Annotated in this window: 18 protein-coding genes and 2 pseudogenes; 13 read left to right on the forward strand and 7 right to left on the reverse strand. The window is 60.4% G+C overall.

What is annotated here, in order from left to right:
• Positions 1-55: 55 nt before the first annotated feature.
• The 5 genes and pseudogenes from LN139_RS25510 to LN139_RS24745 all read left to right on the forward strand — a co-directional run.
• A pseudogene (locus LN139_RS25510) lies at positions 56-154 on the forward strand (ESPR domain-containing protein); the annotation flags it as partial.
• Positions 115-3,015, forward strand: a complete 2,901-nt coding sequence (locus tag LN139_RS07835) for a YDG domain-containing protein (protein ID WP_442964393.1) — start codon at positions 115-117, stop codon at positions 3,013-3,015. The pseudogene LN139_RS25510 and the gene LN139_RS07835, both read left to right, overlap by 40 nt.
• A 7-nt stretch (positions 3,016-3,022) precedes the next feature.
• Entirely contained in the window at positions 3,023-5,350 is a 2,328-nt protein-coding gene (locus LN139_RS07840) for a beta strand repeat-containing protein (RefSeq protein WP_236359421.1), read from the forward strand.
• A 6-nt stretch (positions 5,351-5,356) separates the two neighbouring features.
• Positions 5,357-6,166 (forward strand): POTRA domain-containing protein, encoded by an 810-nt coding sequence (locus LN139_RS24740; protein WP_268944833.1) that lies wholly within the window; start codon positions 5,357-5,359, stop codon positions 6,164-6,166.
• On the forward strand, positions 6,163-7,029 hold the full coding sequence (locus tag LN139_RS24745; RefSeq protein ID WP_268944834.1) for a ShlB/FhaC/HecB family hemolysin secretion/activation protein: 867 nt from the start codon (positions 6,163-6,165) through the stop codon (positions 7,027-7,029). Before LN139_RS24740 ends, LN139_RS24745 begins: the two co-directional genes overlap by 4 nt.
• A gap of 132 nt (positions 7,030-7,161) precedes the next feature.
• Here the strand turns inward: LN139_RS24745 and LN139_RS07850 are convergent, their stop codons facing one another.
• From LN139_RS07850 to LN139_RS07860, 3 genes are all read right to left on the reverse strand, one after another.
• Positions 7,162-7,965: a hypothetical protein gene (locus LN139_RS07850; RefSeq protein WP_236359422.1), complete on the reverse strand. Its 804-nt coding sequence runs from the start codon at positions 7,963-7,965 to the stop codon at positions 7,162-7,164.
• A 141-nt stretch (positions 7,966-8,106) separates the two neighbouring features.
• Positions 8,107-10,512, reverse strand: a complete 2,406-nt coding sequence (locus tag LN139_RS07855; RefSeq protein ID WP_236359423.1) for a DUF262 domain-containing protein — start codon at positions 10,510-10,512, stop codon at positions 8,107-8,109.
• On the reverse strand, positions 10,509-12,302 hold the full coding sequence (locus tag LN139_RS07860; RefSeq protein WP_236359424.1) for a DUF262 domain-containing protein: 1,794 nt from the start codon (positions 12,300-12,302) through the stop codon (positions 10,509-10,511). The genes LN139_RS07855 and LN139_RS07860 overlap by 4 nt, the downstream gene beginning before the upstream one ends.
• 256 nt (positions 12,303-12,558) lie before the next feature.
• Here LN139_RS07860 and LN139_RS07865 point away from each other — a divergent pair.
• A pseudogene (locus LN139_RS07865) lies at positions 12,559-13,040 on the forward strand (hypothetical protein).
• Here the strand turns inward: LN139_RS07865 and LN139_RS07870 are convergent.
• A complete protein-coding gene (locus LN139_RS07870; RefSeq protein ID WP_236359425.1) occupies positions 13,030-14,292 on the reverse strand; it encodes a DUF2254 domain-containing protein in 1,263 nt (420 codons plus the stop codon). The pseudogene LN139_RS07865 and the gene LN139_RS07870 overlap by 11 nt on opposite strands.
• A gap of 202 nt (positions 14,293-14,494) precedes the next feature.
• Between LN139_RS07870 and LN139_RS07875 the strand changes: the two genes are divergently transcribed.
• The 3 genes from LN139_RS07875 (at position 14,495) to LN139_RS07885 (ending at position 17,362) form a co-directional block, all read left to right on the forward strand.
• Positions 14,495-15,214 carry a ribonuclease T2 family protein gene (locus LN139_RS07875; RefSeq protein ID WP_236359426.1) on the forward strand — a complete coding sequence of 240 codons (720 nt, stop codon included), beginning with the start codon at positions 14,495-14,497 and terminating at the stop codon, positions 15,212-15,214.
• Between the two features lie 165 nt (positions 15,215-15,379).
• Positions 15,380-16,192, forward strand: a complete 813-nt coding sequence (locus tag LN139_RS07880) for an EAL domain-containing protein (protein ID WP_236359427.1) — start codon at positions 15,380-15,382, stop codon at positions 16,190-16,192.
• Between the two features lie 72 nt (positions 16,193-16,264).
• Positions 16,265-17,362: a catalase family protein gene (locus LN139_RS07885; protein ID WP_236359428.1), complete on the forward strand. Its 1,098-nt coding sequence runs from the start codon at positions 16,265-16,267 to the stop codon at positions 17,360-17,362.
• 33 nt (positions 17,363-17,395) lie between these two features.
• Here the strand turns inward: LN139_RS07885 and LN139_RS07890 are convergent, their stop codons facing one another.
• The 3 genes from LN139_RS07890 to LN139_RS07900 all read right to left on the reverse strand — a co-directional run bounded on the left by LN139_RS07890 (position 17,396) and on the right by LN139_RS07900 (position 20,569).
• The gene (locus tag LN139_RS07890; protein ID WP_236359429.1) at positions 17,396-19,753 is read right to left on the reverse strand and encodes an FdhF/YdeP family oxidoreductase; all 2,358 of its coding nucleotides are present in this window, start codon (positions 19,751-19,753) and stop codon (positions 17,396-17,398) included.
• A gap of 49 nt (positions 19,754-19,802) precedes the next feature.
• The gene (locus LN139_RS07895; protein WP_236359430.1) at positions 19,803-20,027 is read right to left on the reverse strand and encodes a hypothetical protein; all 225 of its coding nucleotides are present in this window, start codon (positions 20,025-20,027) and stop codon (positions 19,803-19,805) included.
• A 95-nt stretch (positions 20,028-20,122) separates the two neighbouring features.
• Positions 20,123-20,569: a DUF421 domain-containing protein gene (locus LN139_RS07900; protein WP_236360319.1), complete on the reverse strand. Its 447-nt coding sequence runs from the start codon at positions 20,567-20,569 to the stop codon at positions 20,123-20,125.
• Positions 20,570-21,337: 768 nt separating this feature from the next.
• Between LN139_RS07900 and LN139_RS07905 the strand changes: the two genes are divergently transcribed.
• The 4 genes from LN139_RS07905 to ku are packed head-to-tail and all read left to right on the forward strand — an operon-like array spanning position 21,338 to position 25,415.
• Positions 21,338-21,568 carry a hypothetical protein gene (locus LN139_RS07905; RefSeq protein WP_236359431.1) on the forward strand — a complete coding sequence of 77 codons (231 nt, stop codon included), beginning with the start codon at positions 21,338-21,340 and terminating at the stop codon, positions 21,566-21,568.
• A complete protein-coding gene (locus LN139_RS07910; RefSeq protein WP_236359432.1) occupies positions 21,538-22,035 on the forward strand; it encodes a CinA family protein in 498 nt (165 codons plus the stop codon). The genes LN139_RS07905 and LN139_RS07910 overlap by 31 nt, the downstream gene beginning before the upstream one ends.
• Positions 22,036-22,090: 55 nt before the next feature.
• Positions 22,091-24,574 carry a DNA ligase D gene (ligD, locus tag LN139_RS07915; RefSeq protein ID WP_236359433.1) on the forward strand — a complete coding sequence of 828 codons (2,484 nt, stop codon included), beginning with the start codon at positions 22,091-22,093 and terminating at the stop codon, positions 24,572-24,574.
• Complete coding sequence (gene ku, locus LN139_RS07920) at positions 24,567-25,415, forward strand: non-homologous end joining protein Ku (protein WP_236359434.1); 849 nt, start codon at positions 24,567-24,569, stop codon at positions 25,413-25,415. Before ligD ends, ku begins: the two co-directional genes overlap by 8 nt.
• The last annotated feature ends 8 nt before the right edge of the window (positions 25,416-25,423 follow it).

The following is a 25,423-nucleotide window of genomic DNA, read 5'->3' on the forward strand; positions in this document are numbered from 1 at the left end:
AAAGATGCGCCGCTGTTAACGCGGCGAATGCGCGGCCGTTGCCAAGGACAAGAAGATGCGACACGCAACCTTGAACCATATCTACCGTCTGGTATGGAGCGATCTGCATCGAACGTGGGTTGCGGTCTCCGAACTTACCCGGGGCCAAGGCAAGAAAGGCACGCGCAAGCTCAATGCCGTGGTGGTGATGGCCGCCGGCATGATCGCGCCGTTCGCCCATGCCGGGCCGGCTGGGGGCAAATCACTGCGGGTAGCGGCACCGTCCATCAAGACGGCTCTGTCACTACGATCAATCAGAGCAGTCAGAACCTGTCGCTTGACTGGCAGTCGTTCAACACCGGCGCTTCGGAGACAGTCAACTTCTCCCAGCCTTCAACCTCTGCAATCGCCGTCAACCGCATTGCTGATCAAAACCCCACTCAATTCCTGGGCAAGCTCAATGCCAATGGCCAGGTCTATCTGATCAACCCCAATGGCGTGATCTTCGGCTCCGGGGCTCAAGTGAACGTTGGCGGCCTGGTGGCGTCCACGCTCGACATCAACGACAGCGCGGCGGCTGGTAATTCACGCACCTTCAGCGGTACTGGCGCAGGGAGTGTCGTCAACAAGGGCACCATCAACACCGCCAATGGCGGCTATGTCGCGTTCGTCGGCAAGCATGTCGAGAACCAGGGGACGATCACGACGCCTGGCGGCGCTGCGGCCTTGGCTGCCGGCAGTGACGTAACCCTGTCCTTCACTGGCGACAAGCTGGTGAATCTTCAGATCAACAAGAGCACCGTCGACACGCTGGCGGAAAACGGCGGGTTGGTGCAGGCCGACGGGGGTGCGGTATGGATGTCCGCCGGCGCACGCGACACAGTGCTTGCGAGTGTGGTGAACAACACCGGCATCGTGCAGGCGCGCAGCGTGCAGAACGTCAACGGTGCCATCGTGCTGGAGGCCGGCAGCGCAGGCATCACGACCAACGATGGAACGCTCGATGTCGCAGGTGCAGCCGCTGGCCAGCACGGTGGTAGCGCCAAGGTTCTGGGGGGAGCGGTAGAGCTGGCCGCCAACAGCCGAATCGAGGCATCCGGTGATACCGGCGGCGGTTCGGTGCTGGTCGGCGGCAATTTCAAAGGCCTCGGGCCTCAACAGAGAGCGGCGACTACCAGGGTGGCCGCAGGCAGCCGGATTGAAGCGAATGCGCGCAGCCGTGGAAACGGTGGCCAAGTTGCCGTCTGGTCAGACGGCACGACCCGCTTCGATGGCCAGATCAGTGCCCGTGGCGGCAGTGCGGGCGGTAATGGCGGCAGTGTCGAGACATCCGGCAAGCACCTGACGATTGGTTCGAGTTCGTCTGTCGCCACGCTGGCGCCTCATGGCCAGACCGGAGAGTGGTTGCTCGACCCGAACGACTTCACCATTTACTCCGATGGCTTCAGCACGGGTGACATGAAGGATACCGATGTGACGGCCGCTCTGCAGTCGTCCAACCTGACCATCAAAACCGGCGCGAGCACCACCTGCACGGCTGGCCTGAGCTGCACAGGCCATAGTGGTAACGGCGATATCATCCTCGCCAACGGCACGCTGGTCGGGGGCTCCAACTGGACCAGCGGGACTACGCTCACCCTGAGCGCCTACCGCAATATCGAGCTGCAAGGCACTTCCAACCTTGACGCGGCTTCGGGTACCGGCAGCATCGCCCTGCGCTCGGACAACACAGGGACCGGTACTGGGACGGTCATTCTTGATACCCAGTCCAATATATTCGGCAACACCACCGGCACGGTCAAAATCTACTACAACCCGAGCAGCTATAGCTCGCCGACCGACTATGCGGGAATGACAGATGCCAGCGGTGACCTGTTGATCAGGATGCCGGACGCCAGCCTGTTGAGTACCTACATGTACATAAACCTGGCAGCGGTCATCGGCAACAAGACCTATGACGGCAACACGACGGCTTCGATCAGCTCAGCTGCCGTACGAGGCGGTGCACCGTCTGACGTAATGATCGACACCAGCGGTGCCACTGCCGCGTTCGCGGACAAGAACGTGGGCACCGGCAAAGCGGTCACGGTTTCCGGCGTCACGTTGAGCGGTCCCGGGGCGAGCAAATACGCAATCAATGGCCTGGATAGCAGCAGCGCCACGATCAGCAAGCGCGACCTAAGCCTCTCCGGTATTTCAGCCAGTAACAAGACCTATGACGGCACTGTGAACGCCACCATGACCGGTAGCGCCGCCGTGTCCGCACTCGGCGGCGACGCCGTTGCCGTGGCCGGGAGCGGCGCAGGCAGCACCTTCGCCGACAAGAATGCCGGCACGGGCAAGGCGGTCACTGTCAGCGGCTACACGCTGGCTGGCGCTGATGCCGGCAACTACAACCTGATCGCACCCACCGGCCTTACGGCCGATATCGCCAAAGCCAATTTGAACGTCACCGGTGTCAGCGCGCTGAGCCGTACCTACGACGGCACCACTAACGCCGCGCTGGCCGGCACGGCTGCCGTAGCGGCATTCGGCGGCGATGTCGTCAACGTAACCGGAACAGGCAGCGCCACGTTCGCCGACAAGAATGCCGGCAGCGGCAAGGCTGTCACGGTGACGGGCTATGGCCTGAGCGGTGCGGACGCCGGCAACTATAACGTCGTGCAGCCGACCGGCCTTTCGGCCACCATCAACAAGGCGAGCTTGAGCGTCGCGGGGGTCTCGGTGGCCGACAAGACCTACGACGGCACCACCTCGGCAACTTTGACCGGCACTGCAGCGGTTAGTGGTATCGGCGGCGACGACGTCAGTGTGAACGGTAGCGGCTCGGCCACCTTCAACAACAAGAATGCCGGCATCAACAAAGCGGTGAATATCAGTGGCTACAGTCTCGCGGGCCTTGATGCCGGCAACTACACCCTCAATTCGTCGCCAGGCCTGAGCGCCACCATCAGCAAGCTCGACCTCGCACTCTTCGGCATTTCGGCCAGCAACAAGACCTATGACGGCACTGTGAACGCCACGATGGAGCGGTAGCGCCTCCGTGTCCGCCATCGGCTCCGATGTGGTCTCCGTCGCCGGCAGCGGCGCAGGCAGCACCTTTGCCGACAAGAATGCCGGCACGGGCAAGGCCGTCGTCGTCAGCGGTTACACGCTGACAGGCGCTGACGCCGGCAACTACAACCTGATCGCACCGACCGGCCTTATGGCTGACATCGCCAAGGCCAGCCTGAACATCACGGGTGTTACCGCAAATAACCGTACCTACGACGCCACGACCAACGCCACGCTGGCCGGCACGGCCGCCGTAGCTGCATTCGGCAGTGATGTCGTCAACGTGACCGGAGCAGGTAGCGCCACGTTCGCCGACAAGAATGCCGGCAGCGGCAAGGCCGTTACCGTCACCGGCTATACCCTGGGCGGGGCGGATGCGGGCAACTATGACGCTGTGCAGCCGACCGGCCTCACGGCGACCATCAACAAGGCGAGCCTGAGCGTTGCGGGTGTTTCGGTGGCCGACAAGGTCTACGACGGCACCACCTCGGCAACACTGGCAGGCACTGCAGCGGTGGAAGGTGTCGCCGGCGACGACGTCAGCGTGGCAGGCAGTGGCTCGGCCGTCTTCGTCGACAAGAATGCCGGCGTCAACAAAGCGGTGAATGTCAGTGGCTACGCCCTCGGAGGTCTTGATGCCGGCAACTACACCCTTACTCCATCGGCAGGCCTGAGCGCCACCATCAGCAAGCTGGATCTGCTGCTGACGGGCCTGAGCGTCAGCAACAAGGTCTACGATGGCACCACCGCAGCGACCCTTTCGGGTACGGGTTCAGTTACGGCATTGGGGAGCGATGTCGTGTCCGTCGGCGGGAGCGGGGCAGGCAGCACCTTCGTCGACAAGAATGCCGGCATGGGCAAGGCGGCGACTGTCAACGGCTACACATTGACGGGCGCTGACGCCGGCAACTACAACCTGGTCGCACCGACCGGCCTCACGGCTGACATCGCCAAGGCCGATCTGAACGTCACTGGTGTTACCGCACTGAGCCGCACCTACGACGGCACGACCAACGCTTTGTTAGCCGGCACGGCCGTGGTGGCAGCATTCGGCAGCGACGTCGTCAACGTAACGGGACCGGCCAGCGCCACTTTTGCCGACAAGAACGCCGGCAGCAGCAAGGCCGTCACCGTTATCGGCTATAGCCTGAGCGGCGCGGACGCCGGTAACTACAACACTGTGCAGCCGACTGGCCTCACGGCCACCATCAACAAGGCGAACCTGAGCGTTGTGGGCGTTTCGGTGGCCGACAAGGCCTACGACGGCACCACCTCGGCAACCCTGACTGGCACTGCTGCGGTTGCCGGTGTCGCCGGCGACGATGTCAGCCTGACCGGCAGTGGCTCGGCTGCTTTCGCCGACAGGAATGCTGGCATCAACAAGGCGGTAAATGTCAGTGGCTACAGCCTCGCGGGCCTTGATGCTGGCAACTACACCCTCACTCCGTCGTCAGGCCTGAGCGCTACCATCAGCAAGCTCGATCTGCTGCTGACGGGCCTGGGCGTCAGCAACAAGGTCTACGATGGCAGCACCGCAGCGGTGCTGACCGGGTCTGGCTCGATCACGGCGTTGGGCAGCGATGCGGTCTCCGTGAACGGTAGCGGCGTTGGCGCCTTCACCGACAAGCATGCCGGCACCGGCAAGGTGGTGACTGTCAGTGGCTACACCCTGACCGGCACTGACGCAGGCAACTACAGTCTTGTCCTGCCATCGAACCTGACGGCAAACATAACACCTGCCTCTCTTTCTCTTTCCGGCATCACTGCCAACAACAAAGTATTCGATGGTACTCAACGGGCCACTACCGATATACGCAACGCCGTGTTGGCCGGCCTGGTTGGGGGCGACGCCGTCAACCTGGTTTCGAATGGCACTTTCGTTGACGCCGCTGTAGGCAGTGGGAAGGTCGTTAACCTGAGCAACAGTTTGAGTGGCAGCGACAGCGCCAACTACACGTTGAGTGGCCAAACAACGACATTGGCCGATATCACGATTGCCCCTGCCAGTATCGCTACGCCTGTAGCGACGCTCGTTACCGCAGGCTCGCTTCGGACCACTCAGAATGCGGTAGCACAGGTCCTGTCGGCCAACTTGCCAACTCAGGCGACTGCCCAGCCTCGAGCGTTGATGCAGTCGACCACCCTGGAGGTGCGTGGCTTGCAGCAGGGCGGTGCCAACGCTAACGAGAGCAACGAAAATAACGGCAACACGGCATTCGTAAATACCTCCGTCGGCTTTGGAGCCCAGGCACCGATGCTCAGCATTCAGAACGGTGGCGTCCAACTTCCCCCTGTCGCTGTCAGCGTCTCTGAGTAGGTCTTCATGAACAATAGAAATGTATTAGCGCTGGCCTACAAGCCTCTGGTTGCCGCCTTTTTTCTGAATGGCCTTGCCGCTTCGGCTTACGCTCAAGTCACTCCGGACGCCGGTACCATCCTGCAGCAGTTGCAGCCCACGTTGCCGTCTTCATCTCCATCGTCCGCGCCTTCATTGAAGGCGCAGCCCAAGGCCAATGCGACATTGCCGGAGTCGGCCCCATTCTTTGTCAAGCAGCTCCGGATAACGGGAAATACGATATTCCCCACCGACGAACTCCACCGCCTTGTGGCCGATCAGGAAGGCCAGCCACTGACCTTGCGGCAAGTGGGTGAACTTGCCAGCCGCATCACTGCGTATTACCAGAACCACGGTTACCAACTGACGCGGGCGATTATTCCGGCGCAGACAATCAAGGACGGTGTAGTCACTCTCCAAGTGATCGAAGCTCACTATGGGAAGGTACAACTCGATAACCAGAGTGAGGTGCGCGACAGTCTCCTCCAGTCAACCATTGCGCCGCTGCACAGTGGCTCGGTGATCGATGACGATTCGCTCAACCGCAGCTTGCTGTTGCTGTCGGACATTCCAGGTGTCGGGGTCGCCGCAACGTTGAAGCCCGGTAGTGATGTTGCGACATCTGACCTGAATGTTGCGGCCCATCAGAATCCCAACGCCTTTGCCAACGTTGCGCTAGACAACTACGGCAACAAGTACACGGACCGTGGGCGACTGTCCGCCAACTTCAATGTGCTCAACCCGCTTCACCTGGGGGACGTTCTCAGCGCTACCTTGCTGACGACGGGGAGGGTATGAACTATTCACGCCTCTCATACGAGGCATTGGTGAATGGGCAGGGGACCCGTGCCGGTGCGTCCTATTCCTATCTTCGCTATCGATTGGGCCAGAACATCTCGGACCTGGACGCCAATGGCACTGCGATGGTGGGCAGTGCCTGGGTACGGCACCCGTTGATGCGCAGCCGCAACGCTAATGTCTATGTTCAGGCGCAATTCGATCGGAAACAGCTGGATGATCGTATCGATGCGACCGACCTGCGGGCCGACCGGCATCTGGATAACTGGGTGTTGGGGCTTAATGGCGATCTTCGTGACGACGTGTTGGGCGGTGCTATCAACCTGTGGGGCCTGGGCATCACCAGCGGGCGGGTTGTTTTCAACGATGTGAACACGGCTGCGCAGTCGCAAGGAGCCTTCTCCAAATTCAACCTGAACCTGTCCCGGCTACAGGGGCTCACGCCAGCCAATGCGCTCTACGTGAACGTGGCTGCGCAGTGGAGTGATGTGAACCTGGATTCGGCCGAAAAAATGACCGTCGGTGGCCCTTACAGCGTACGGGCGTATGACATTGGCGCACTCTCAGGCGACACCGGTTACTCGGGTACTGTCGAACTGCGCCACGACCTGGGCAAAGGCTCTTTGGGCTATTGGCAAGCGATAGCGTTTGTGGACAGCGCTTACGTAAAGGTCAATCGCCACCCGGCCAACAACGCCGAAAACAGTGGCAGCCTGTCCGGTGCTGGCGTCGGCCTCAATTGGCGGGGCCCGGATCAGTGGCAGGCCTCTGTCTCCGTCGCCAACCGGCTGGGCAGTGCGCCCTCTCTGGTTGCAGACCAGTCGCCTGTGAGAGGGTGGGTTACGGTCAGCAAAGGGTTCTAGGCTCTGTACGAATGCATCCGGGCTCGCCCATGCCGCGTTGAGAACCGGCTCGATTGCGAGCCCGGCCACTTCCTCGCCTGTTTTCGCCTTGCCTGGCCTTGGCTGGAAGACATTTCCTGTAGAGCCTGGAGGTCAAACGCTCGCCTTACGGCATGCAACGAGAAGTTCATCAGCCGCGCTGTCATCGAGCATTGTTTCAATGAGCTTGACCGGGATTTTTTCGAATTTCAGGCGCGCGCACTTCGATCGTAAATCCAACCTCAAAATCCGGTGAATTGGATTTTCACTGGGCGCTATAGGCGTCAGCGTGCCAAGCGTATTGTCCAATTCATAAATTTCAAAGCCTGAGCACTTGCTTTTTACCATAAACAGATCACATATGCCGTGCGCTCTGAGATATGTGTGATCAGTCGATACGCTGGCGTATTTCAAGGTGGAGCCTTCCTTCAAGCATCTCTTCATCAAATCCTTTAGTGACGGGATGATTTTTCGATAAAAGCATTTCGCTTTTTTAAAAACTTCGTTTTCGCCGAAATTACCTGCCAGCCAGGCCTTGGCCGCAACTGCACGGTGATTTCCCAATTTGCAATAAATGGCGCCTCCCGCGAATCCGATCCGTAATTCCCCTTCCGCGCCTGGGGCTGGAAATGGTTTGTCCATGAGGTCGGATGTGAAATAACGAACAATGTCGGCACGAAATGGATCCCACCCTTTGCAGTGCAGACTCAGTGCGGCTTCACGCCACGTGGCGCATGGAGCGTAGAACTCTCTACGTCGAAGAGCTATGAGTTTTCTGATGGGTATATCAACATGGCACTCAATGCTTTTTTCGTAAGGTGAGACGAATGCTTCTATGACGTCCGAATTATAGATCTCATCGTCCAGTACACCTTTCTTCAACGCTTTTTTAGCGGCGGCGCGTATTTCTTCTTTCATGCTTTTCTTTCGTTCCTGTTATCGTTGGCATGTCGCTACTCTCATCTGATCGCATTCAATCGATGCCCATCCTTGGGCATCGGAATGTGTCGAAAACGTCAATTGCTATCCAGTAAAATTGCAGGCATCACATCACTGGCTTCAGCCATTCTGCGTCTCAAGCGCTTTGACCGCTTTGGCCATCGCTTTTAGCGTAGTGTGGATGCGTGCTCGTGAAACTTTCAGTTTGAGGTCCTCCTTTTGCACATCGAACTTGAGTGCCTCGGAGAGCAGTTTTTCAAAACCGGGTATGGGTTTGAGAGGCTTTCTGAGCGTTTGAATCGTGAAGTGCCCGGACTCCGAATAGACCCGGAAGTACAAGGTGCGGCTCCGAAATGTGAGCGCCAGGCACAGAGCGGGCTCTGATTCGGAACCACTTACAGGCTGGTAGCTCAGTTTTCGCAATGGCAAGAGCCTTTTTTTGGATGGTTCTGCATCGAGCTCTAGCGATAGGTTGTAGCTGAACAGCTCGGCGTGCATCCCGCTCATGCGGCTTTTTTTGAGCAGATAGATGCAGTCGCCCTCCCAGCGTAATGCATGCCCATCGCAATATTCGAATACAGCTGGCGTATCCACCATGATCTGGCGCCAGGGCTCGAGGCCTTCGGCATTGGCAATCACTTCATCGAGTTGCTCTTCAACAGAAGAGTCAAAGTCGATCTGTTGCAACAGCAATTGCAAAAGCGCACGCGCCGCCTGCACCTGTTCTCCAGCGCCACCACGCAATAGTCGCTTCCAACTGGCCTGCTCGGTCGTGGAATTGACCAGAAACGAGTAGTTATAGCCGCTGGGTAGCAAGTAATCGCCCAATGAAAGCAGGGCCCGCTCCCAGCGAAAGTCAGGCAGGCTATTCAGGCCGCGCGCACCGAACATCGCTTCTGCTTTACTCAGATATTTCGAAAAGCTTTGTTGAAGCGCGCGATGTTCGTTTGCCTTCCACTGCACCCCTCCCGTGTCGCGCCGCTTGGCTATCGCACCACTGAACTCCAGTAGAAATTCGATCTGGCCCTTGAAGTAACCGTGTTTTTCCGCATGCTCGATCGGTTTGCGCCAGCCATCATGGGCCAGCAAGAGCTCAGCCTTGAACTGCTCTTCGCTGATTTGTTGCAGGGAAAAGCCAGCGGTCGGTTTTTCGGCGGTCGCAAAATAGCCAAGTATATTGCCGGCATGGGGCAGCAATGCACGGACTGCCAGAAGGCTACGTTGCATGTCCCCGGGGCGGTCGTAGCTGGTATTGACCGACAGATTGAAAACTATCCGCATCCACTCCAGCAAAGCCTCTGGCCCATGCGTTTCGCCTGCCGCTCGAATGAAAGTCACGTAGGCGAAAAACTGAACGAGATCGGTATAGGCTAAAGCCGCCGGGTCATCGACCAACTGCTGGAAAAGGGCCTCCTCATTGAAGTACGGGTTTTCTGGCAACAAGGGTGTGAACTGGTTTTCCTGAGCGCCCCATGTTTCCAGAAGCAGCATGAGGGTGGCGGAGAATTCGCGTTCCAGCCATCCATCCCTGTGGTACAAGGCGTAAGCTGACTTCAGTGGTTTGCCCCTGAAGGTGCTGATTTCCTCAAGGTAGCTTGGCTTTTCCGGGTCGCGGCAGATAAAAGCCACGGCGTGGAAGAAGTTCATGATTGCATCGTCGTAAAGATGGGTTTCTTTGTCGCGATAGCCCCAGAAGAAGTCTGCCCAGCGGGTATCCATACGTCGTGCAAAGTAATCGGCGACGGTGAATGTCTGATCGCCGATGGCCCTGGTTTCGTCAGCGAATTGGCTCTTGAGTTCGTGCTCGTAGCGGGCTTTGAATGTCTCGAAAGCCGTCAGTGGTTTGCCCCGAGCGTTCATCTTTATGTACAGATCGTCGGACAGCCCGAAATGGTCCAGATCAAGCAACTGAAAGGTAATCACCGGTTGCTGTACGTCCATCAGGCGAGTGTAGGCTCCCCTGACTTCGGCAAAATGCCGGTGTATACCATCGAGCATGGTCAGGCAAGACTGGATGGTCGGGTCCAGGCGCCAATATCGAAAAAACCAGGCCTGGTCGGTGATCAGGCTGCACAATGAAGACCCGTCAGCAGCATCGCGCGCAGGCCAGAAGCCTACTAATGCATCGAAGAACTCGGCGCTGCTCGGTCGTACTTTGTAAGAGAAGCGCGAGCCTTTGCTTTCGCAAAATGTCTGGCGAAATTCGTCCTGGCTGCCGTCTCGCCAGGCCAGATACCAGTGCAATAGAAACAGTGTTGTCAGCCGTTGCTGGCCATCGAGCGGCAAAAAAAGCTTCGACTCTTCGTCTTTCTCTACGCTCCCATAGATGAAGTCAAGGTTCAGAGGCAGGGCGTTGTCGTTCGGTTCCAGAGCAAATGCCTGCTTCAGCGTACCGAGGAACTCTTCACGCACATCCTCGGCTGCCTGGCGGCCTTGAGCATAGTCGCGTTGGATCATCGGGATCTGAATATGCTGATGGCGGCTCAGCAGCTGTTTCAATGTGATCTGACTGCCGGTATCGCTCATGGGTTGATCTCCTTCGGGGCACTGAAGAAGCGTACGAGGACTCGGGTGATTTCAGCCTGGTATGCTTCACGGTCTTCCTTGCTCCAGAACATCACATGATCAGCTTGTGGGCTGTAGCACTTGAGGAACACATTGCGGGTGCACAGTGGTACAAAAATTCCTGACTGATCCAGGGCCAGCAGCGCCTTGCGCTTGACGGCGAATACAGCGTTCTTGTAACTGCGGTTCGTGCCTTTATCCAGAAGGGCCAGGTTGGAAATACCCTGATCGGTGGGCGCTTCGTCATTTTCATGAAAGAGAGCCAACAGTTTTTTGTAGAGTGTTTCGAACGCCTCTCCCGAGCGGGCTTCCCTGGGTTGCTTGATGAAAGCCCTGATGCTGTTCAGCAGCCTCACCTGCGTCGCCTGATCACTGACATTCTGGGCTTCCAGGTAACCGGCACATAGCGTTAGCCAGCCCACCTGGTCATGCAGGCGAACCGGGCGGCTGGAGGCCACCGAGCGTACATGCTCGATGTCCCACTCGCCATTTTTGAAACTCTCGAACTGAAAGCGCAAGTTGGAGCGTGGGTTGTCCAGCAGGGTCGCCACGTTGAATAACAACAGCAGCGAGCGAATGCTCGACGAATCACGGTCATACTCCAGTTCTGCAAGGCGTTCGCTGATACACGCGTGCAGCGATCCCTCCGTCAGGGCGTCCAGGTCTTCGTCACCGATGGTTCGAGCGAACACGGCTTTGCGCAGCTTGCGTTCGAATGCACTTTTTGTGGTGTGCAGTGACAGTTCGCAGATGCGCGCGATATTCATACCCTGATAAATCAGGAACCCGACAACGTGATAGAGCGTGCGGTCTTCAAACCACTCCTCAAGCATCATGAACATTTGCTTGATGCGCAGCCATTCCTTCGATGCAGTGCCGGGAATCTTCAGGCGCTTGCTGTAGGCATGAAAAATACTGTGCTCATCATGGTGTGTGCCAACGCCAAAGCCATCAGATTTGGCTACCAATTCGAAAAGTAGGCCGATGCGGTTCTGAGACTGGCTCTGCTGGTTACTGAGGAAGTACCAGAAATCATCCGACTGCAAGGCTTTTTCCAACTGATCCCATTCGTGAGCGATCCTCATTTGGCGGCCAGCGGCGTCTGGATCGTTATCATCACTACGCCTGAGAAAAAGCGCGCGGATCAGCTCATCGTCTGTCAGTGCAATCTTGCCGACGTTCAAGCGAGTGAAGGCATCTACAGCATTGTCCTGAGCGTTGAGTTCAAACCAGATGACCCGGGTTTTGTTAAGCAGCGTCGACTTGATTTCGTCGACTTCATGGCCACGTGTGCTAAACCATAGTTCGATAGTACTGATGGCATTGAACAGGTAGAAATAGTCTACGTTCTTGCTTGCGTCGGCCTCACTGGGCGTGTCAAGGAACGCCGACAGGTCAGGCCGTGTTTCGTAGTCGAGGGTGAACAGCTTCTGCCGGTACTTTTCCGAAGCCCGCTCATTGAAGTGACGCAGAATCAATAGAATCGTGGTAAGCCGTTGTTGCCCGTCGACTACCTCGAACGGGCCTTTTTCCGTGGCCTTGACCACCAATGGCTGCAGGCAGTAAAACTCTTGCGGCTGTGGGTTGCGGCGCTGGCTGAACTCGCGGATGTCTTCCAGTAACTGAGTCACCTGCAGCGGCTTCCAACGGTAACCTCGCTGGTATGCAGGAATCCAGAATTGCGTAGGCTCGCCATCTTCGTTGGCGAGTAATTCATGTATTGGTTTCAAGCATAAATCGGAATGGTTCATTCGAGTCCTTTCGTGGCAGCATAACCATAATGGCGGTTTGCCGCCATTATGCATGATCCATGCTGCCGATAGAGGACAAGTCTGGATCCCGATTCGGATTTCTTTGCAGCATAAGAGTCCGTTCGCGTTTTTTTTCGTTTTTGAGAAATTTGCTTGATACCGTCTAAACAGCTGGTTTGATATGGGCGACTGATGTGGCGCTTTGGGTAACGGTCATGCTGAAATTGGCCAAGTTCATCACCCCTGAGCACCGCCCATGGCGCGACGTCGAATTACCCTGATCATGCCGTCCAGTGCAGCCGATGCTTTCGAGGCCTTCCACCATCACGCCGTGCGCCAGCAATGGGATACCTTGCTCTCCCATGCCGCCATCGAGGGCGGAGGTAGCCACCCTTATATCGGCGCGGTCAGCGTGAACGAAGGCCGTGGCTGGAAACGGCTCTTCAACATGCGCACTCGCTTCGTCAACTATCGGCCGGCACAGGTGGCGGCGGCGGTGTTGGTCGAGCCTTCGGGTTGCTTTCAGTGGTGGGCAGCGTCCATGCGCCATCGTGATCTGGAGCCTGGCGTTTCGGAGCTCACTTACACCTTCACCATGAAATTGCGCCCCAGGTGGCTGGGCGCGTGCTCGACCCGGTGGCGAACAGGTTTTTCGAGTGGGAAACGCGCAAACGATTGAGGGCGATGGCGGCGTACCTGGAGCGCCACAGCGCAGCACCTGTCGACGCTATTGGGTAATCCCCAACTCCCGCCCTAGCGCCGCCAATGTATCGATATCCTCCTGGAGCATCTGTACGTGCCGCGCCTGGGCAATGTGCCGGCTGGCATGCTGATGCACCAACGGCGCCAGCTCAGGTGTTAGGCGCTCGAGGCTGGCCAGCGCCTTGAGCAGGCGCATACCCACCTCGACCTGGGCCACTCCATCCCGGGCGATGGGCGTGAAGAAATCCGCGAACAGGTCCTCTGTTGCCAGTGGCGGCACGAACACTCGTTCGCTGATCGCAGGCCGCACATCGTCCCGGGGTTCCAGCCAGCACGCCAGGGTGCGCACACCGCGCCCGATCACATCGATGGCCGTTCCCGGATCGTCGATTGCCTGCGATAAGGCGCGCGAAGCGATTTCCGACAAGACGGCCAGGCCGAAGCGTGGGTCGTGCTCGAACGTGCGTCGCAGGTCGATGGTAAAGGCCGTGACCAGTTGCTGAGCGAGCTCGGCATTCATTTCACTGCCAGCGCCGATGCCAACGTGCATCAAGGGCTCCCCCGTGACCACGAAACTGCCGGGCAGGGCGCTGACATAGATGCGCAGATCATGCTGTTCGGCCATATGCGCCAGGGCCTGAACATCCAGATGCTGGATGTAGCCGATGTCTACCGCAGGCACCGCAGCCAAGCCGGCCGGCAGCAGCGACGGCGCTGGTTGCGCGCCCAGGCACGGCCATTGCGCGCGAGCCTTGAGGGCGGCCAGGGTAGCCGCCTCGACGCGGTCGATCGTTTCGCCCACCCGGCCAAGCTTGGAAAGGTGGTCGATCCAGCGCAGCAGCGTGTACACAATCAACGCCACCACCAGCAAGGTCACGCCGAACAGCAACACGCGCCCCTGAGTGCCGTACACGCCGGCCGTAAGCGCGATGATGCCCACCAGGCTGAACAGGAAAGAGCCGATGAAGGTCGCCAGCGCATTCTGGGTGGTGGGGTCTTCCATCACCAGCGTGGTGGCCCGTGGCGTAACCCCGCTGCTGGCCGCGCTGTAGGCGCTGACCATGGTGCTGAGGGAGAACGTGGTCACCGCAAGCATGCTCGACGCGATGATCCCGAGAATATTGTCGACCGCGTCGGCGCCCACCAGCGACGATACCGATGGCGGGATGTACTCCTTGAACAGCGCGGCCAGCAGGGCAGTCGCTGCGCCCAGCAGCGAAAACAGGGTGGCCCTGAACCAAAGCCGTTTTGCCATCTTGCCCAGCAGCCATCTCCAGCGTGCGACCATTTCAGCTCCTTGAGTTTTTTATTGCCTGGCCACCTGAACACACGGCCGGGCCTGCCCCTTCATGGACTGTTGAGTGTTGGGATCGTTGCTGTTCTCGAAGCATCAGCAAACCTGAAAAGTTTGCCAGTAGCGCGCAGGCGAGCGGCTTGTTTGACTTGGGCATCGCCACTGAGGTGGCCTTGCTCCTACAGGAAGTTGAACCATGCGCCTGTTGTCGATCGTTCTATGCCTTTTGATACTGTCCAGCCCTACACGCGTTCTGGCCCTGGATGCCAACGAAGAAGCCTGGGTGGATAACCCGGCCGTCGATTTCTGGGTGTACTCGGTCACCTGGCAGCCGACTTTCTGCCTCATGCGCCCGGACACACCCGGTTGCGATCAGGTACCGCAGCGGTTGCTGAGCCACGGCATCTGGCCCTACAGCAAGAGCACCGAAAACTTCAGCAATCGCCATCCGCAGTTCTGTACCTCCTCGCCGTCTTGCAGTAAAGAGGCCTGTGCGATGGACGACCAACAGATGAAAGACGTGCTAGCCAGTGCACCCTTGCGCGCATTGGTGACCGAAGAACCGAAGGGGATGTTCGCCCACGAGTGGAAAAAACACGGTACCTGTTCTGGCAAAACCATGGCCGACTACTTCCAGGCGTTGGTCGACTTGAGGAACAAGGTGGTTGTTATTGAGAACCCACGGGCTTTCGACGCGATGATTGGGCAAAGCACTGACTTTGCGAAGGTGCGTGAAGTGTTCCCTGCCAACACTGCGTTCCGTTGCTTCAAAGACACGGACGGCAAGCAATATCTGCATGAGGTCTTTTACATGATCGACCCTGCGGGCAGCCCCTATGAGGGGGAACAAAACCTTCAGATCGGCGTGCAGTGCGCGGATGTAAAAACCTGGATACCCCGGGGAAAAGCGCTTTGATTACAGCAAGGCGCGACCCGATGGCGGAAACAGACGATTGAGGAGCGGCTGAATTCAGCATTCGTCTCACACTGTGGCAAAAGTCATCGTTCCGACGGTCGCCCCTTGCCACGGCCGGCTCCCGAGTGCATGTTTGGCAAATTGCCATATCACTTGGGAGGCGTGATGAGCCAAACTGTATTTCCCAAGCCGTTTCAAGCGATCGGTTGCAATCAGTGCCGTTCCGCAGCAGACCTTGGTTTTGAAGTCACGATGGCGTTTCAACCCATTGTGCATGTAATGACCGGCAAGCCTTATGCCTACGAGGCCCTGGTGCGTGGTGTGAACGGGGAGGGTGCCGCACAGGTACTGGCCCAGGTGACGCCGGAGAACATCTACCGCTTTGACCAGGTATGCCGGGTGCGAGCCATCGAACAGGCTGCGCGATTGGGGTTGCAGCACCTGGATGATTGCCGGCTGAGTATCAATTTCCTGCCCAACGCTGTGTACCGCGCCAGCACTTGCATACGCGCAACACTCGAGGCGACTCGGCAGTTCAGCTTTCCGGCCGACAGGTTGATGTTCGAAGTGACCGAAGGCGAGCAGGTGGCAGACCCTGAACACCTCAAATCGATCTTCCGTGAATACAGCCGCCAAGGCTTCATCACGGCCATCGACGATTTTGGCTCCGGCTATTCGGGGTTGAACCTGTTGGCCGAGTTTCAGCCAGACGTGCTCAAGCTGGACATGGCACTGACCCGAAACCTTCACAGCGACCCGGTCAGGGCCGCCATCGTCGCAGGCATCGTTCTGGTCGCCCAGCGCCTGGATATCACGCTGATTGCCGAAGGCGTGGAGACCGTGCAGGAGCGTGACGCGCTGGCGGTGCTGGGGATCGAGTTGATGCAGGGCTATCTGTTCGCACAGCCTGCGATCAATGCCTTGCCCCTGTCCGAGTGGTTTGCCACGGCTCAGCCAGCGCCTTCCAGCGCGGGTTGAACGTTACTCGACGCGCTTTTGTCTTCAGTGCAAGCCCTGTAATCGGCAGGGCTATTCATAAAGAGAAGCGCCATGAGCCAACTGACCGTGACCCCGTTGCCGTTTCGCCCCGAGTTCGAAGTCATTCCCGATGACGAGGCCGAAACCGCCCAAGGCCTGATCGACGCCCTGCACTCGATCCTTGAAACCACCTACGAAGACTACGGCCACCCGGTGCGCAGCGTGCACGCGAAGGCCCATGGTTTCCTCCATGGAGAACTGGAGGTCATGGGTGGGCTGCCGGAGGCGCTGGCGCAGGGCGTGTTCGCGCAACCGGGGCGCTATCCGGTGGTGATGCGGGTGTCGACCAATCCGGGAGACTTGCTCGATGACCGGGTATCGACCCCTCGTGGGTTGGCGATCAAGGTCATCGGGGTGCAAGGGCCGCGCTTGCCGGGCAGCGAAGCGCACACGACCCAGGATTGGGTGATGCAGAATGCCCCGGCCTTTACCGCCGCAGACCCCAAGGCTTTTCTGAAGACCCTCAAGCTCCTTGCCAAAACCACCGACCGCGCTCCCGGCCTCAAGCGTGCGCTGTCGGCCGCGCTGCGCGGCACTGAAGCGGCGGTCGAAGCCCTGGGCGGGGAGAGCGGTACCCTCAAGAGCCTGGGCGGCCACCCGCTTACCCACCCGCTGGGCGAAACCTATTACAGCGTGGTGCCGCTGCTGCATGGCAGCTATTACGGCAAGCTCAGCGTGGCGCCCGTGTCTGCTGCCCTGGTGGCGCTGACCGGAGCCAAGGTGGACCTGGCCGATAATCCGGATGGCCTTCGTGAGGCCATTCGGCAAACGGTGCTCGAACACGGTGGTGAGTGGGAAGTGCGGGTGCAACTGGCGACCGACCTGGACAAGATGCCCATTGAAGATGCGTCTGTGGTATGGCCAGAAGACGAAAGCCCCTACGTCACGGTGGCGAGGATTACCGCACCGCCCCAGGACAGTTACAACGCCGAAGGCGAACGCCAGGTCGATCAGGACATGGCCTTCAGCCCTTGGCATGGGTTGGCCGCACACCGGCCATTGGGTGGGGTGATGCGTGTACGCAAGCCTGCGTATGAGCACTCGGCAGAGTTTCGCCGCAGCCACAGTGGGTGCCCGATTCACGAACCGCGCGGGCCGGTGGCGTTTTAGAAGCGATTCAGGCCGGTGCAGCGCACCGGCCCTCTACACCACCTGGTCGGTTTCAGGGATGATCTTCGCGTTATGCGCGGCAGGTGCCGGGGCACGGTGAAGGGTAATCGGCACCGACTTCGCTGCCGGGACCTTGCTCCCCTCGGCGTAGTGCCACAGCGGCACCAAGGGATTGCATTCGGGGTAATACGCCGCAGCGCAGCCCACCGGAATGTCATAGGCGATGATCTGCAACGGCCCTACTTCACGGAGAACGTCAGGCTCCACGGCCGTACGCAGCATCAGCCATTGGCCGGGCCTGAAGCCCAGGCGCTCGATGTCGTTGCGGTTCAGGAACACTACGCTGCGTGTGCCGCTTACGCCGCGAAAGCGGTCCTCATAGCCATATACCGTGGTGTTGAACTGATCGTTGCTGCGCATCGTCATCAACTGCAGCACATCATGCTGGGCCACGATCGAGGCGTTTTCGTCGTCATCCTCGTTGAGCGACGGCGGCGTCACGAATTGCGCCTTGCCCGATGGCGTAGCCCACTCACGCTGGGCCGCAGCCAGCGGGCGGTGGAACCCTCCGGGTTGCCACATGCGTTGCTCGAAGTCGTGGAAGATCTTCGGGTAGACCTCGGCGATGGCCTGGCGGATGCGCGAATAATCATCACGCCATCCGGCCCAATCGACGCCACTGGCGTCACCCAGCGTCGCCAGGGCCATCCCCGCGACGATTGCGGTCTCGGCCCGCAAGGTCTCGCTGCCCGGCTCACGGGTGCCGCGCCAGCCGCGCACGCAGCCGGTGCTGTCTTCGGTGGTGTAGGCCTGCTCCACCCCTTGCTGACGGTCGATCTCGATGCGGCCCAGGCACGGCAGCAACCAGGTGTGCTCTCCGGGAACCAGATGAGTGCGGTTGAGTTTGGTTGCCACTTGCACGTTCAGCTTCAGGCCAGCCCAGGCAGGCTCCATCAGGCCCGTGTCCGGAATCGCCCGCAGGAAGTTGCCACCCAGGCCGATGAAGCCTTTCACCGAGCCGTCGACGATGCCTTCACAGGCTTCCACCGTTGCCCGGCCCTTGCGCGGCGGCACCTGGATGCCGAACAGCGCTTGCAGTTTGTCGGCCGGCACTTTCGCCGGGTCTTCAGTGATGCCCACGGTACGCTGGCCCTGCACGTTGGAGTGGCCGCGCACCGGGCAGATGCCGGCGCCCGGCTTGCCGATGTTGCCGCGCAGCAGCAACAGGTTCATCAGCATCTGCACGTTATGCACGCCCTGGCGGTGCTGGGTAATGCCCATGCCATAGACCAGCATCGCCCGCTCGGCCCTGGCATAAACGTACGCCGCAGCCTCCATCGCCGCGCGAGACAGCCCGCTGCGCTGTTCCAGTGCCGCCCAAGTGTAGCCTTCGACGGCCGTGAGCAGGGCATCGAGGCCCTCGGTGTGCTGTTCGGCAAAGGCGCGGTCGATGACGCCGGCGCGGCCTTCGGCCGTCGCCTGCTGGTCCATCGCCACCAGCGCCTTGATCATGCCCGCCACCGCGGCCAGGTCGCCGCCGATTTTCACCTGGTGGTATCGAGTGCTGATGGCGGTGGAATTGGGCCCGAGCATTTCAACGGGCGATTGCGGATTGACGAACCGCTCCAGGCCCCGCTCACGCAACGGGTTGAAACTGATGATCGGGATGCCGCGCTTGCGTGCGTCCTGTAGCGGGTGGAGCATGCGCGGGCTGTTGCTGCCGACGTTCTGGCCAAAGAACAGGATGCAATCGGTGTGCTCGAAATCGGCCAGGGTCACGGTGCCCACCGGCACGCCGATGCTCTGCTGCAGCCCGACCGAGGTGCTTTCGTGGCACATGTTCGAGCTGTCGGGCAGGTTGTTGGTGCCGTAGGCACGGGCGAAGAGCTGGTACATGAACGAGGTTTCCAGCGAGGCGCGCCCGGAGGCGTAAAACACCACGCTACCTGGCTCCAGCTCTCGCAATTGCTGGCCGATACCCTCGAAGGCACTCTCCCAGCTCACCGGCTGATAGCGGTCGCTGGCGGCGTCGTAACGCAGCGGGTGAGTGAGCCGGCCATTCTGTTCGAGCTGGTAATCACTCCAGCCGCGCAGCTCGCTCAAGGTATGCGCCGCGAAGAACTCCGGGCCAGTGCGCAGGGAGGTTAGCTCCCAGGCCGTCGCTTTTGCGCCGTTTTCGCAGAACTCCAGCGCATGCGGCTCTGCAGGCTTGGCCCAGGCACAGCTGACGCAGGCAAAACCCTTGGGTTTGTTCTGTTTAAGCAGTGCCGCCGATGCGGCGCCCACTGCCTGCTCGCGCCACAGGATGCTCATCACCGAGCGCGCCGAGCCCCAGCCGCCAGAGGCATGGTTGTAGGGCCGGTAGTGCGCGGTGGTATGGATCAGTTGCATGGTGGCGGTGCTCCGAGATGGCAGTGGCAAGCAGAACGGCTAGGCGGTATCAGGGTGTGTCGTGCAGCTTGCGTTCCACCTCGTCGACCTTGCGGTTCAGCGCCTTGGCGTCTTCATCCTTGATGGCGTTGCCGGCAGGTGTGACAGCCCTGTCGAACTCTTTGGCAGGGCCTTCAGGTTTGCGCTCGGCTTTCTCGACCACATCGACCACCTTGCCTTGGGCGTCGGTGGGCGGGGCGTTGGGAACGTGGGTAGGTTCGTTACTGCGAGTCATGCTGTCGTCTCCTTGGCTTGTCATCAGTTATGACGCCTGGCTGTGCAGCAGAGTTCGGTCGGGTTGGCGGCCGTTCCCGGCCGTATGGCGTGTCCTCAGTCCTTTGCCGGAATGATCGAAATCGACCCGTTGCGCTCGATGATCGCGTAGCGGATATCGCTCATGTGAACGATGCCCTGGTTGGAACGCGCAGCTTCCAGCACGTCCTCTTCGGTAATGCGGGCCTCCTGCATGCGCTTGCGCAGCGGCTGGCCGTTTTCGACGATGATCGTCGCGCCGCCGTCCAGCACCCTGGCAAGGCCCTTGTAGCGCTGCTTGAGCCGGGAGAAGGTGATGTCGATGGTGATCAGGGTGGCGATGATGATCACCGCATTGGTGACCGAAAAGTCGTCGCCCAGCAGGGCCTGCTGGGTCGCCTCGCCGACGATCAGCAACAGGATGAAATCGAAGGTGGTGAGCTCGGCCAATGAGCGGCGGCCGGCGATCTTGAACAGGATCATCAGCACCACGTACATCGCGGCGGCCCGCAGGACTGCATCCATGAGGCGTACTCCTGAGGGATAGATGAATTTGGCGGTGGCAACGCTTTGCGCGCCCTGCAGCACGAAGGCACCCCGGAACAGCCCGACCCCGTCGCAGCGTACGGTGAGGTACAGCGTGGCCTCGCCGTTGGCGTCCGCCAGCATGGGAATCAGCAGGTCCCGGCCCTGGCTGGTGAGCGGCGCCGGTTGCGGGTTGAGCGCCTCGATCGACATGCCCTTGAGCCAGTGGCTGCTCAATGCGACATGCATCATCTCGCCCGGCTGGCCGTGCGCTTCGATCACCAGGTCATCCTGCGCGCCGTTGCGGCTGAAGCGCTGATAATGCACCGCCAGGCGCCCGTCGGCGCTGGTGGCGACCGTGTCGCTCAACGGGCCTGTGGAGAACAGCCCGGCAAGTGCCAGCGCTACGATCACCAGCAGCCCGACGTAGCCGGCTTTCTCGAACCGCCAGCGTTTGCGCTGCAGCGCGATGTCTTCGTGAATCGGGTCTTCACGGTTTCGCAGTTCATCTTCAGCCATGGCTGCTCATTACGCAGGCTCAGCCCCGGTTTGGCGAGCGTCATGAAGCTCGGACACAGCCGTTTCGGTTAGATTCCGTAGCGCCACAAGCACTGCCCGCCGGCGCTTTCATCAGCCTGAATGAATTTTCTACGCACTTGGACGCTCATCATTACTTGCGCTTCTACCAAGGCAGGGATGGCTAGCCTCGCCTTGCCTCGGTTTAGCGGCGGGGGCCGCGCAGTCGGCATACAAGGATCAGGAGGTTGCGTGGAACGACACGATATCGAGGCATTGATCGAGACAGACCTGGCAGGCGCCAACCAGGCGCTGGCCAGCGGTTGGGCATTCATGGCAGTGACCCATGCCAGCAGCCCGCAGATTCCTGGACAGATGCAGACGGTGTATGTGATGGGCAAACCGCCGCCCAGGCATCGGCGGCCAAGGGTTCGCACGCCGGCCTGGACCGCATGGCATTGGCTGCGGTGGTGGATTATCTGAAAGAGCATGACCTGCGGCTTTCGACGGCAGAGGCCAGCACGGCCGGGCAGATGGCGGCGCTGCTGGCCAGTGTTCCGGATGTGGGCGCATGCGTGGAAAGCGGGTATGTGGTGTATTCCCGTGAAGCGAAAAAGCGCTTGCTGCAGGTCAGCGAGCAGACGGTGGAGCGCTTCGGCCTCATCAGCGTCGAGGTCGCCAGGGCGATGGCGGCAGGCGCATTGCAGGAGGGGCCGGCGAACCTTGCTGTTGCCACCACCGGCGTCACTGGGCCGGAACCGGTGGATGGCGTCGCGCCAGGCACGGTCTGCATCGCCTGGGCTTTTCGTGCAGGCGATCAGATACGCGTGTTGAGTGAAACCGTGTGCCTGTCAGGCGACCGGGCGGCAGTGCAGCACACCGCCTCTTTCTATGGGCTGACGCAGATACCCAGATTGCATGAGCGGGTGCAAGCAGAGCCGCTGTCGTGACAACCAAGGCCTGCCGTGGCGGCTCCACCGTTGACCGAACCCATGTGAGCTCACCATGAAATCGCCGCCGCCAGACACGCCACTGGACGAGTACCACCGTAAGCGTGACTTCAAGGCTACCCCGGAGCCAGCCGGCAGCGGAGGCTCCGGCGCCAGCGATAGCAGCGCGCGGCAATTCGTGATTCAGAAGCACGATGCCTCCCACCTGCACTACGACTTTCGCCTGGAGCTGGACGGCACTCTCAAGAGCTGGGCAGTGCCCAAAGGCCCCTGCCTGGACCCATCGGTCAAGCGCCTGGCGGTGCAGGTCGAGGATCACCCGATCGGGTACGCGAGTTTTGAGGGGAGCATCCCGCAAGGCCACTACGGCGCGGGTGACGTTATCGTCTGGGATAAAGGTATCTGGGAGCCAGTGGGCGACCCGGCGGAGGGTTATGCCAAGGGCCGGCTGAAATTTGCGCTTCATGGAGAGAAGCTGGCCGGCCAATGGAACCTGGTGCGCACGGCCAGCAAGGGCAAGCAGCAGCAATGGTTTCTGATCAAACACCGAGACGAGGCGGCGCGGGGTTTTCCGGCGTTCGATGTGCTTGAGGCGCAGCCTGCCAGCGTGCTCAGTGACCGCACGTTGGCGATGCCCGGGAGCAAGCCGAAAAAGCCCAAAGCCAAGCGTTCGACCGCCATGCCACGCCAGCTGAAGCCGCAATTGGCCACTCTGGTCGAAGCCGCGCCCTCTGGAGAGTGGTGCTACGAACTCAAGTTCGACGGTTACCGAATGCTGGCAAGGGTGGAGGCAGGCGAGGTGAGGCTCTTCACTCGTAACGGCCACGACTGGACTGCAAAACTTCCGGCCCAAGCCCAGGCGTTGACCCAGCTGGGCCTGAACAACGCGTGGCTCGATGGCGAGATGGTGGTGCTCGACGAAAGCGGGGTACCAAGCTTCCAACGCTTGCAGAACGCCTTCGACAGCGATCAGCCGGGCGCCATTCTCTATTACCTGTTCGACCTTCCCTGGCTCAATGGCCAGGACCTGCGGCCCGCCCCGTTGGAGCAGCGCCGGCAGGCGTTGGCGGCAGTGCTGGAGCAATACGAAGGCGCTGTGCTGCGCTACTCCCAGGATTTCGACGAAGATGGCAGCGCCCTGCTGCACAGTGCCTGCGAGCTGAACATGGAAGGGTTGATCGGCAAGCGCGCCGGCAGCCCCTACGAATCGCGGCGCAGCGACAACTGGATCAAGCTCAAATGCCAGCAGCGCCAGGAATTCGTGGTGGTGGGCTACACCGAACCCAAAGGCTCGCGCACCGGCTTCGGGGCGTTGCTGCTGGGATTGCATGAAGAGGGCGGTGGCCAGCTGCGTTACGCAGGCCGTGTGGGCACAGGGTTCAGCGCGCCCACCTTGCGCTCTGTCCACGCCCGCCTCAAGCCGCTGCAGCGTGCAAGCCCGGCGTTGACCGAGCCGCCCACGGGGTTAGCCACCCAGGGCGTGCATTGGCTGGAACCGCAACTGCTCGCCGAAGTGGCCTATGCGCAGATGACCGGCGACGGCCTGGTGCGCCATGCCGTGTTCCAGGGGTTGCGCGATGACAAGCCCGCCACGGGCATTACCCAGGAACGGGCAGCACCATCGCCGGCTGCGCGTCAAAGCCGGTCGGCCGGGCAGGTGCGCATCACTCACCCAGGCCGGGTCATCGATCCGGCCAGTGGCGCGACCAAGCAGCAACTGGCTGACTACTACCTGCAAGCCGCCGACTGGCTGCTGCCACAGTTGCAGCAGCGGCCCGTCGCACTGGTGCGGGCGCCAGAGGGTATCGAAGGCGAACTGTTCTTTCAGAAAAACGCAGGGCATTTGCGTATCCCCGGCGTTGAAGGGCTGGACCAGGCATTTGCTGGCCAGCCGGTGATGCTGGTGCAAACGCCCGAGGCCCTGCTGGGCGCGGTGCAGATGAACACGCTCGAACTGCACACCTGGAATGCCGTAAGCGCCACACCCGAGCACCCGGATCGCTTCATTCTCGACCTGGACCCTGACCCGGCCTTGCCTTGGCGCTACATGGTCGAAGCCACCCAGCTCACACTGGCAGTGCTGGACGAGCTGGGGCTGGCCGCGTTCATCAAGACCAGCGGCGGCAAAGGGATGCACATCGTGGTGCCGCTCAAGCCCAAGGCCGGGTGGGACGAGGTCAAGGCCTTCAGCAAGGCCATTGCCGAGCACATCGCCCAGCAGATTCCCGAGCGCTTCAGCGCCGTGGCGGGGCCCAGAAACCGTGTCGGCAAGATCTTCATCGATTACCTGCGCAACAATCACGGCGCCACGACGGTTGCAGCCTACTCGGCACGGGCACGGCCGAATCTGCCGGTCTCGGTGCCGGTCACGCGCCAGGAACTGGAAGGGCTCAAGGCCGCCGACACCTGGCACATCGGCAACCTGCCCACGCGGCTGGCGCAGTTGAAGCAAGACCCCTGGCGAGGCTTCGAGCAAGCCCGCCAAACCATCAGCGCGGCGATGAAGCGCCGTTTGAGCAAGGAGCACCGCAATGCCTAGATCGCTCTGGAACGGCGCCATCAGCTTCGGCCTGGTACACATTCCGGTCGCGCTGATGGCCGCGACCCACACCGGCGGTGTCGATTTCGACTGGCTGGACAAACGCAGCATGGACCCGGTCGGCTACAAGCGCGTCAACAAAAAGACCGGCAAGGAGGTGGCCAAGGACGACATCGTCAAAGGCGTGGAGTACGAGAAGGGCCGCTATGTGGTGATCAGCGAAGCGGAAATTCGCGCGGCGCACCCGGAGGCCACCCAGACCATCGACCTGTTCGCCTTCATCGACCGCGAGCAGATCCCCCTGCAGAACATCGACACGCCTTACTACCTCACGCCGCAAAAGCGTGGCGAGAAAGTGTATGCACTGTTGCGCGAAACCCTGACCAGCACCGGCAAGGTCGGCCTTGCCCACGTGATCATCCGCACCCGCCAGCACCTAGCGGCGCTGATGGTGGTCGAGGATGCGCTGGTGCTGGTGTTGTTGCGCTGGCCGGCGCAGGTGCATGGCCTGGACACCCTCGAGATTCCCGAAAGCGCCGTCAAAGCCAGGCTCAGCAAGGCCGAGCGCGACATGGCGCGGCAACTGGTGGAGGGCATGAGCAGCCAATGGCAACCGGAGCAATACCACGACACCTTCGAGGAGCAGATCATGGCGCTGGTCGAAACCAAGGCGCGCAAAGGCAAGCTTGAAGACGTCGACACACCGCAAGAGGCGCCCAAGCGAAAATCGGCTGATGTGGTCGACCTGACCGAGTTGCTCAAGCGCAGCCTGGGCGGCGGCAAGCCGGCTAAAACCAAGGCCAAGGCGCCTGCCCGGCGCAAATCGCCAAAGGCCTCGTGAGCAAGCCC

Source organism: Pseudomonas sp. KNUC1026 (genome assembly GCF_021650705.1).
Classification (GTDB): Bacteria; Pseudomonadota; Gammaproteobacteria; order Pseudomonadales; family Pseudomonadaceae; genus Aquipseudomonas.

What these genes read in the sequence shown, in the direction of transcription:
- ligD (WP_236359433.1), top strand. Translation starts at nt 22,091, where the DNA reads ATGAAATCGCCGCCGCCAGACACGCCACTGGACGAGTACCACCGTAAG.
- LN139_RS07885 (WP_236359428.1), top strand. Translation starts at nt 16,265, where the DNA reads ATGAGCCAACTGACCGTGACCCCGTTGCCGTTTCGCCCCGAGTTCGAA.
- LN139_RS07880 (WP_236359427.1), top strand. Translation starts at nt 15,380, where the DNA reads ATGAGCCAAACTGTATTTCCCAAGCCGTTTCAAGCGATCGGTTGCAAT.
- LN139_RS07895 (WP_236359430.1), bottom strand. Translation starts at nt 20,027, where the DNA reads ATGACTCGCAGTAACGAACCTACCCACGTTCCCAACGCCCCGCCCACC.
- LN139_RS07910 (WP_236359432.1), top strand. Translation starts at nt 21,538, where the DNA reads ATGGCATTGGCTGCGGTGGTGGATTATCTGAAAGAGCATGACCTGCGG.
- LN139_RS07875 (WP_236359426.1), top strand. Translation starts at nt 14,495, where the DNA reads ATGCGCCTGTTGTCGATCGTTCTATGCCTTTTGATACTGTCCAGCCCT.
- LN139_RS07890 (WP_236359429.1), bottom strand. Translation starts at nt 19,753, where the DNA reads ATGCAACTGATCCATACCACCGCGCACTACCGGCCCTACAACCATGCC.
- LN139_RS07855 (WP_236359423.1), bottom strand. Translation starts at nt 10,512, where the DNA reads ATGAGCGATACCGGCAGTCAGATCACATTGAAACAGCTGCTGAGCCGC.
- LN139_RS24740 (WP_268944833.1), top strand. Translation starts at nt 5,357, where the DNA reads ATGAACAATAGAAATGTATTAGCGCTGGCCTACAAGCCTCTGGTTGCC.
- ku (WP_236359434.1), top strand. Translation starts at nt 24,567, where the DNA reads ATGCCTAGATCGCTCTGGAACGGCGCCATCAGCTTCGGCCTGGTACAC.
- LN139_RS07850 (WP_236359422.1), bottom strand. Translation starts at nt 7,965, where the DNA reads ATGAAAGAAGAAATACGCGCCGCCGCTAAAAAAGCGTTGAAGAAAGGT.
- LN139_RS24745 (WP_268944834.1), top strand. Translation starts at nt 6,163, where the DNA reads ATGAACTATTCACGCCTCTCATACGAGGCATTGGTGAATGGGCAGGGG.
- LN139_RS07870 (WP_236359425.1), bottom strand. Translation starts at nt 14,292, where the DNA reads ATGGTCGCACGCTGGAGATGGCTGCTGGGCAAGATGGCAAAACGGCTT.
- LN139_RS07860 (WP_236359424.1), bottom strand. Translation starts at nt 12,302, where the DNA reads ATGAACCATTCCGATTTATGCTTGAAACCAATACATGAATTACTCGCC.
- LN139_RS07900 (WP_236360319.1), bottom strand. Translation starts at nt 20,569, where the DNA reads ATGGATGCAGTCCTGCGGGCCGCCGCGATGTACGTGGTGCTGATGATC.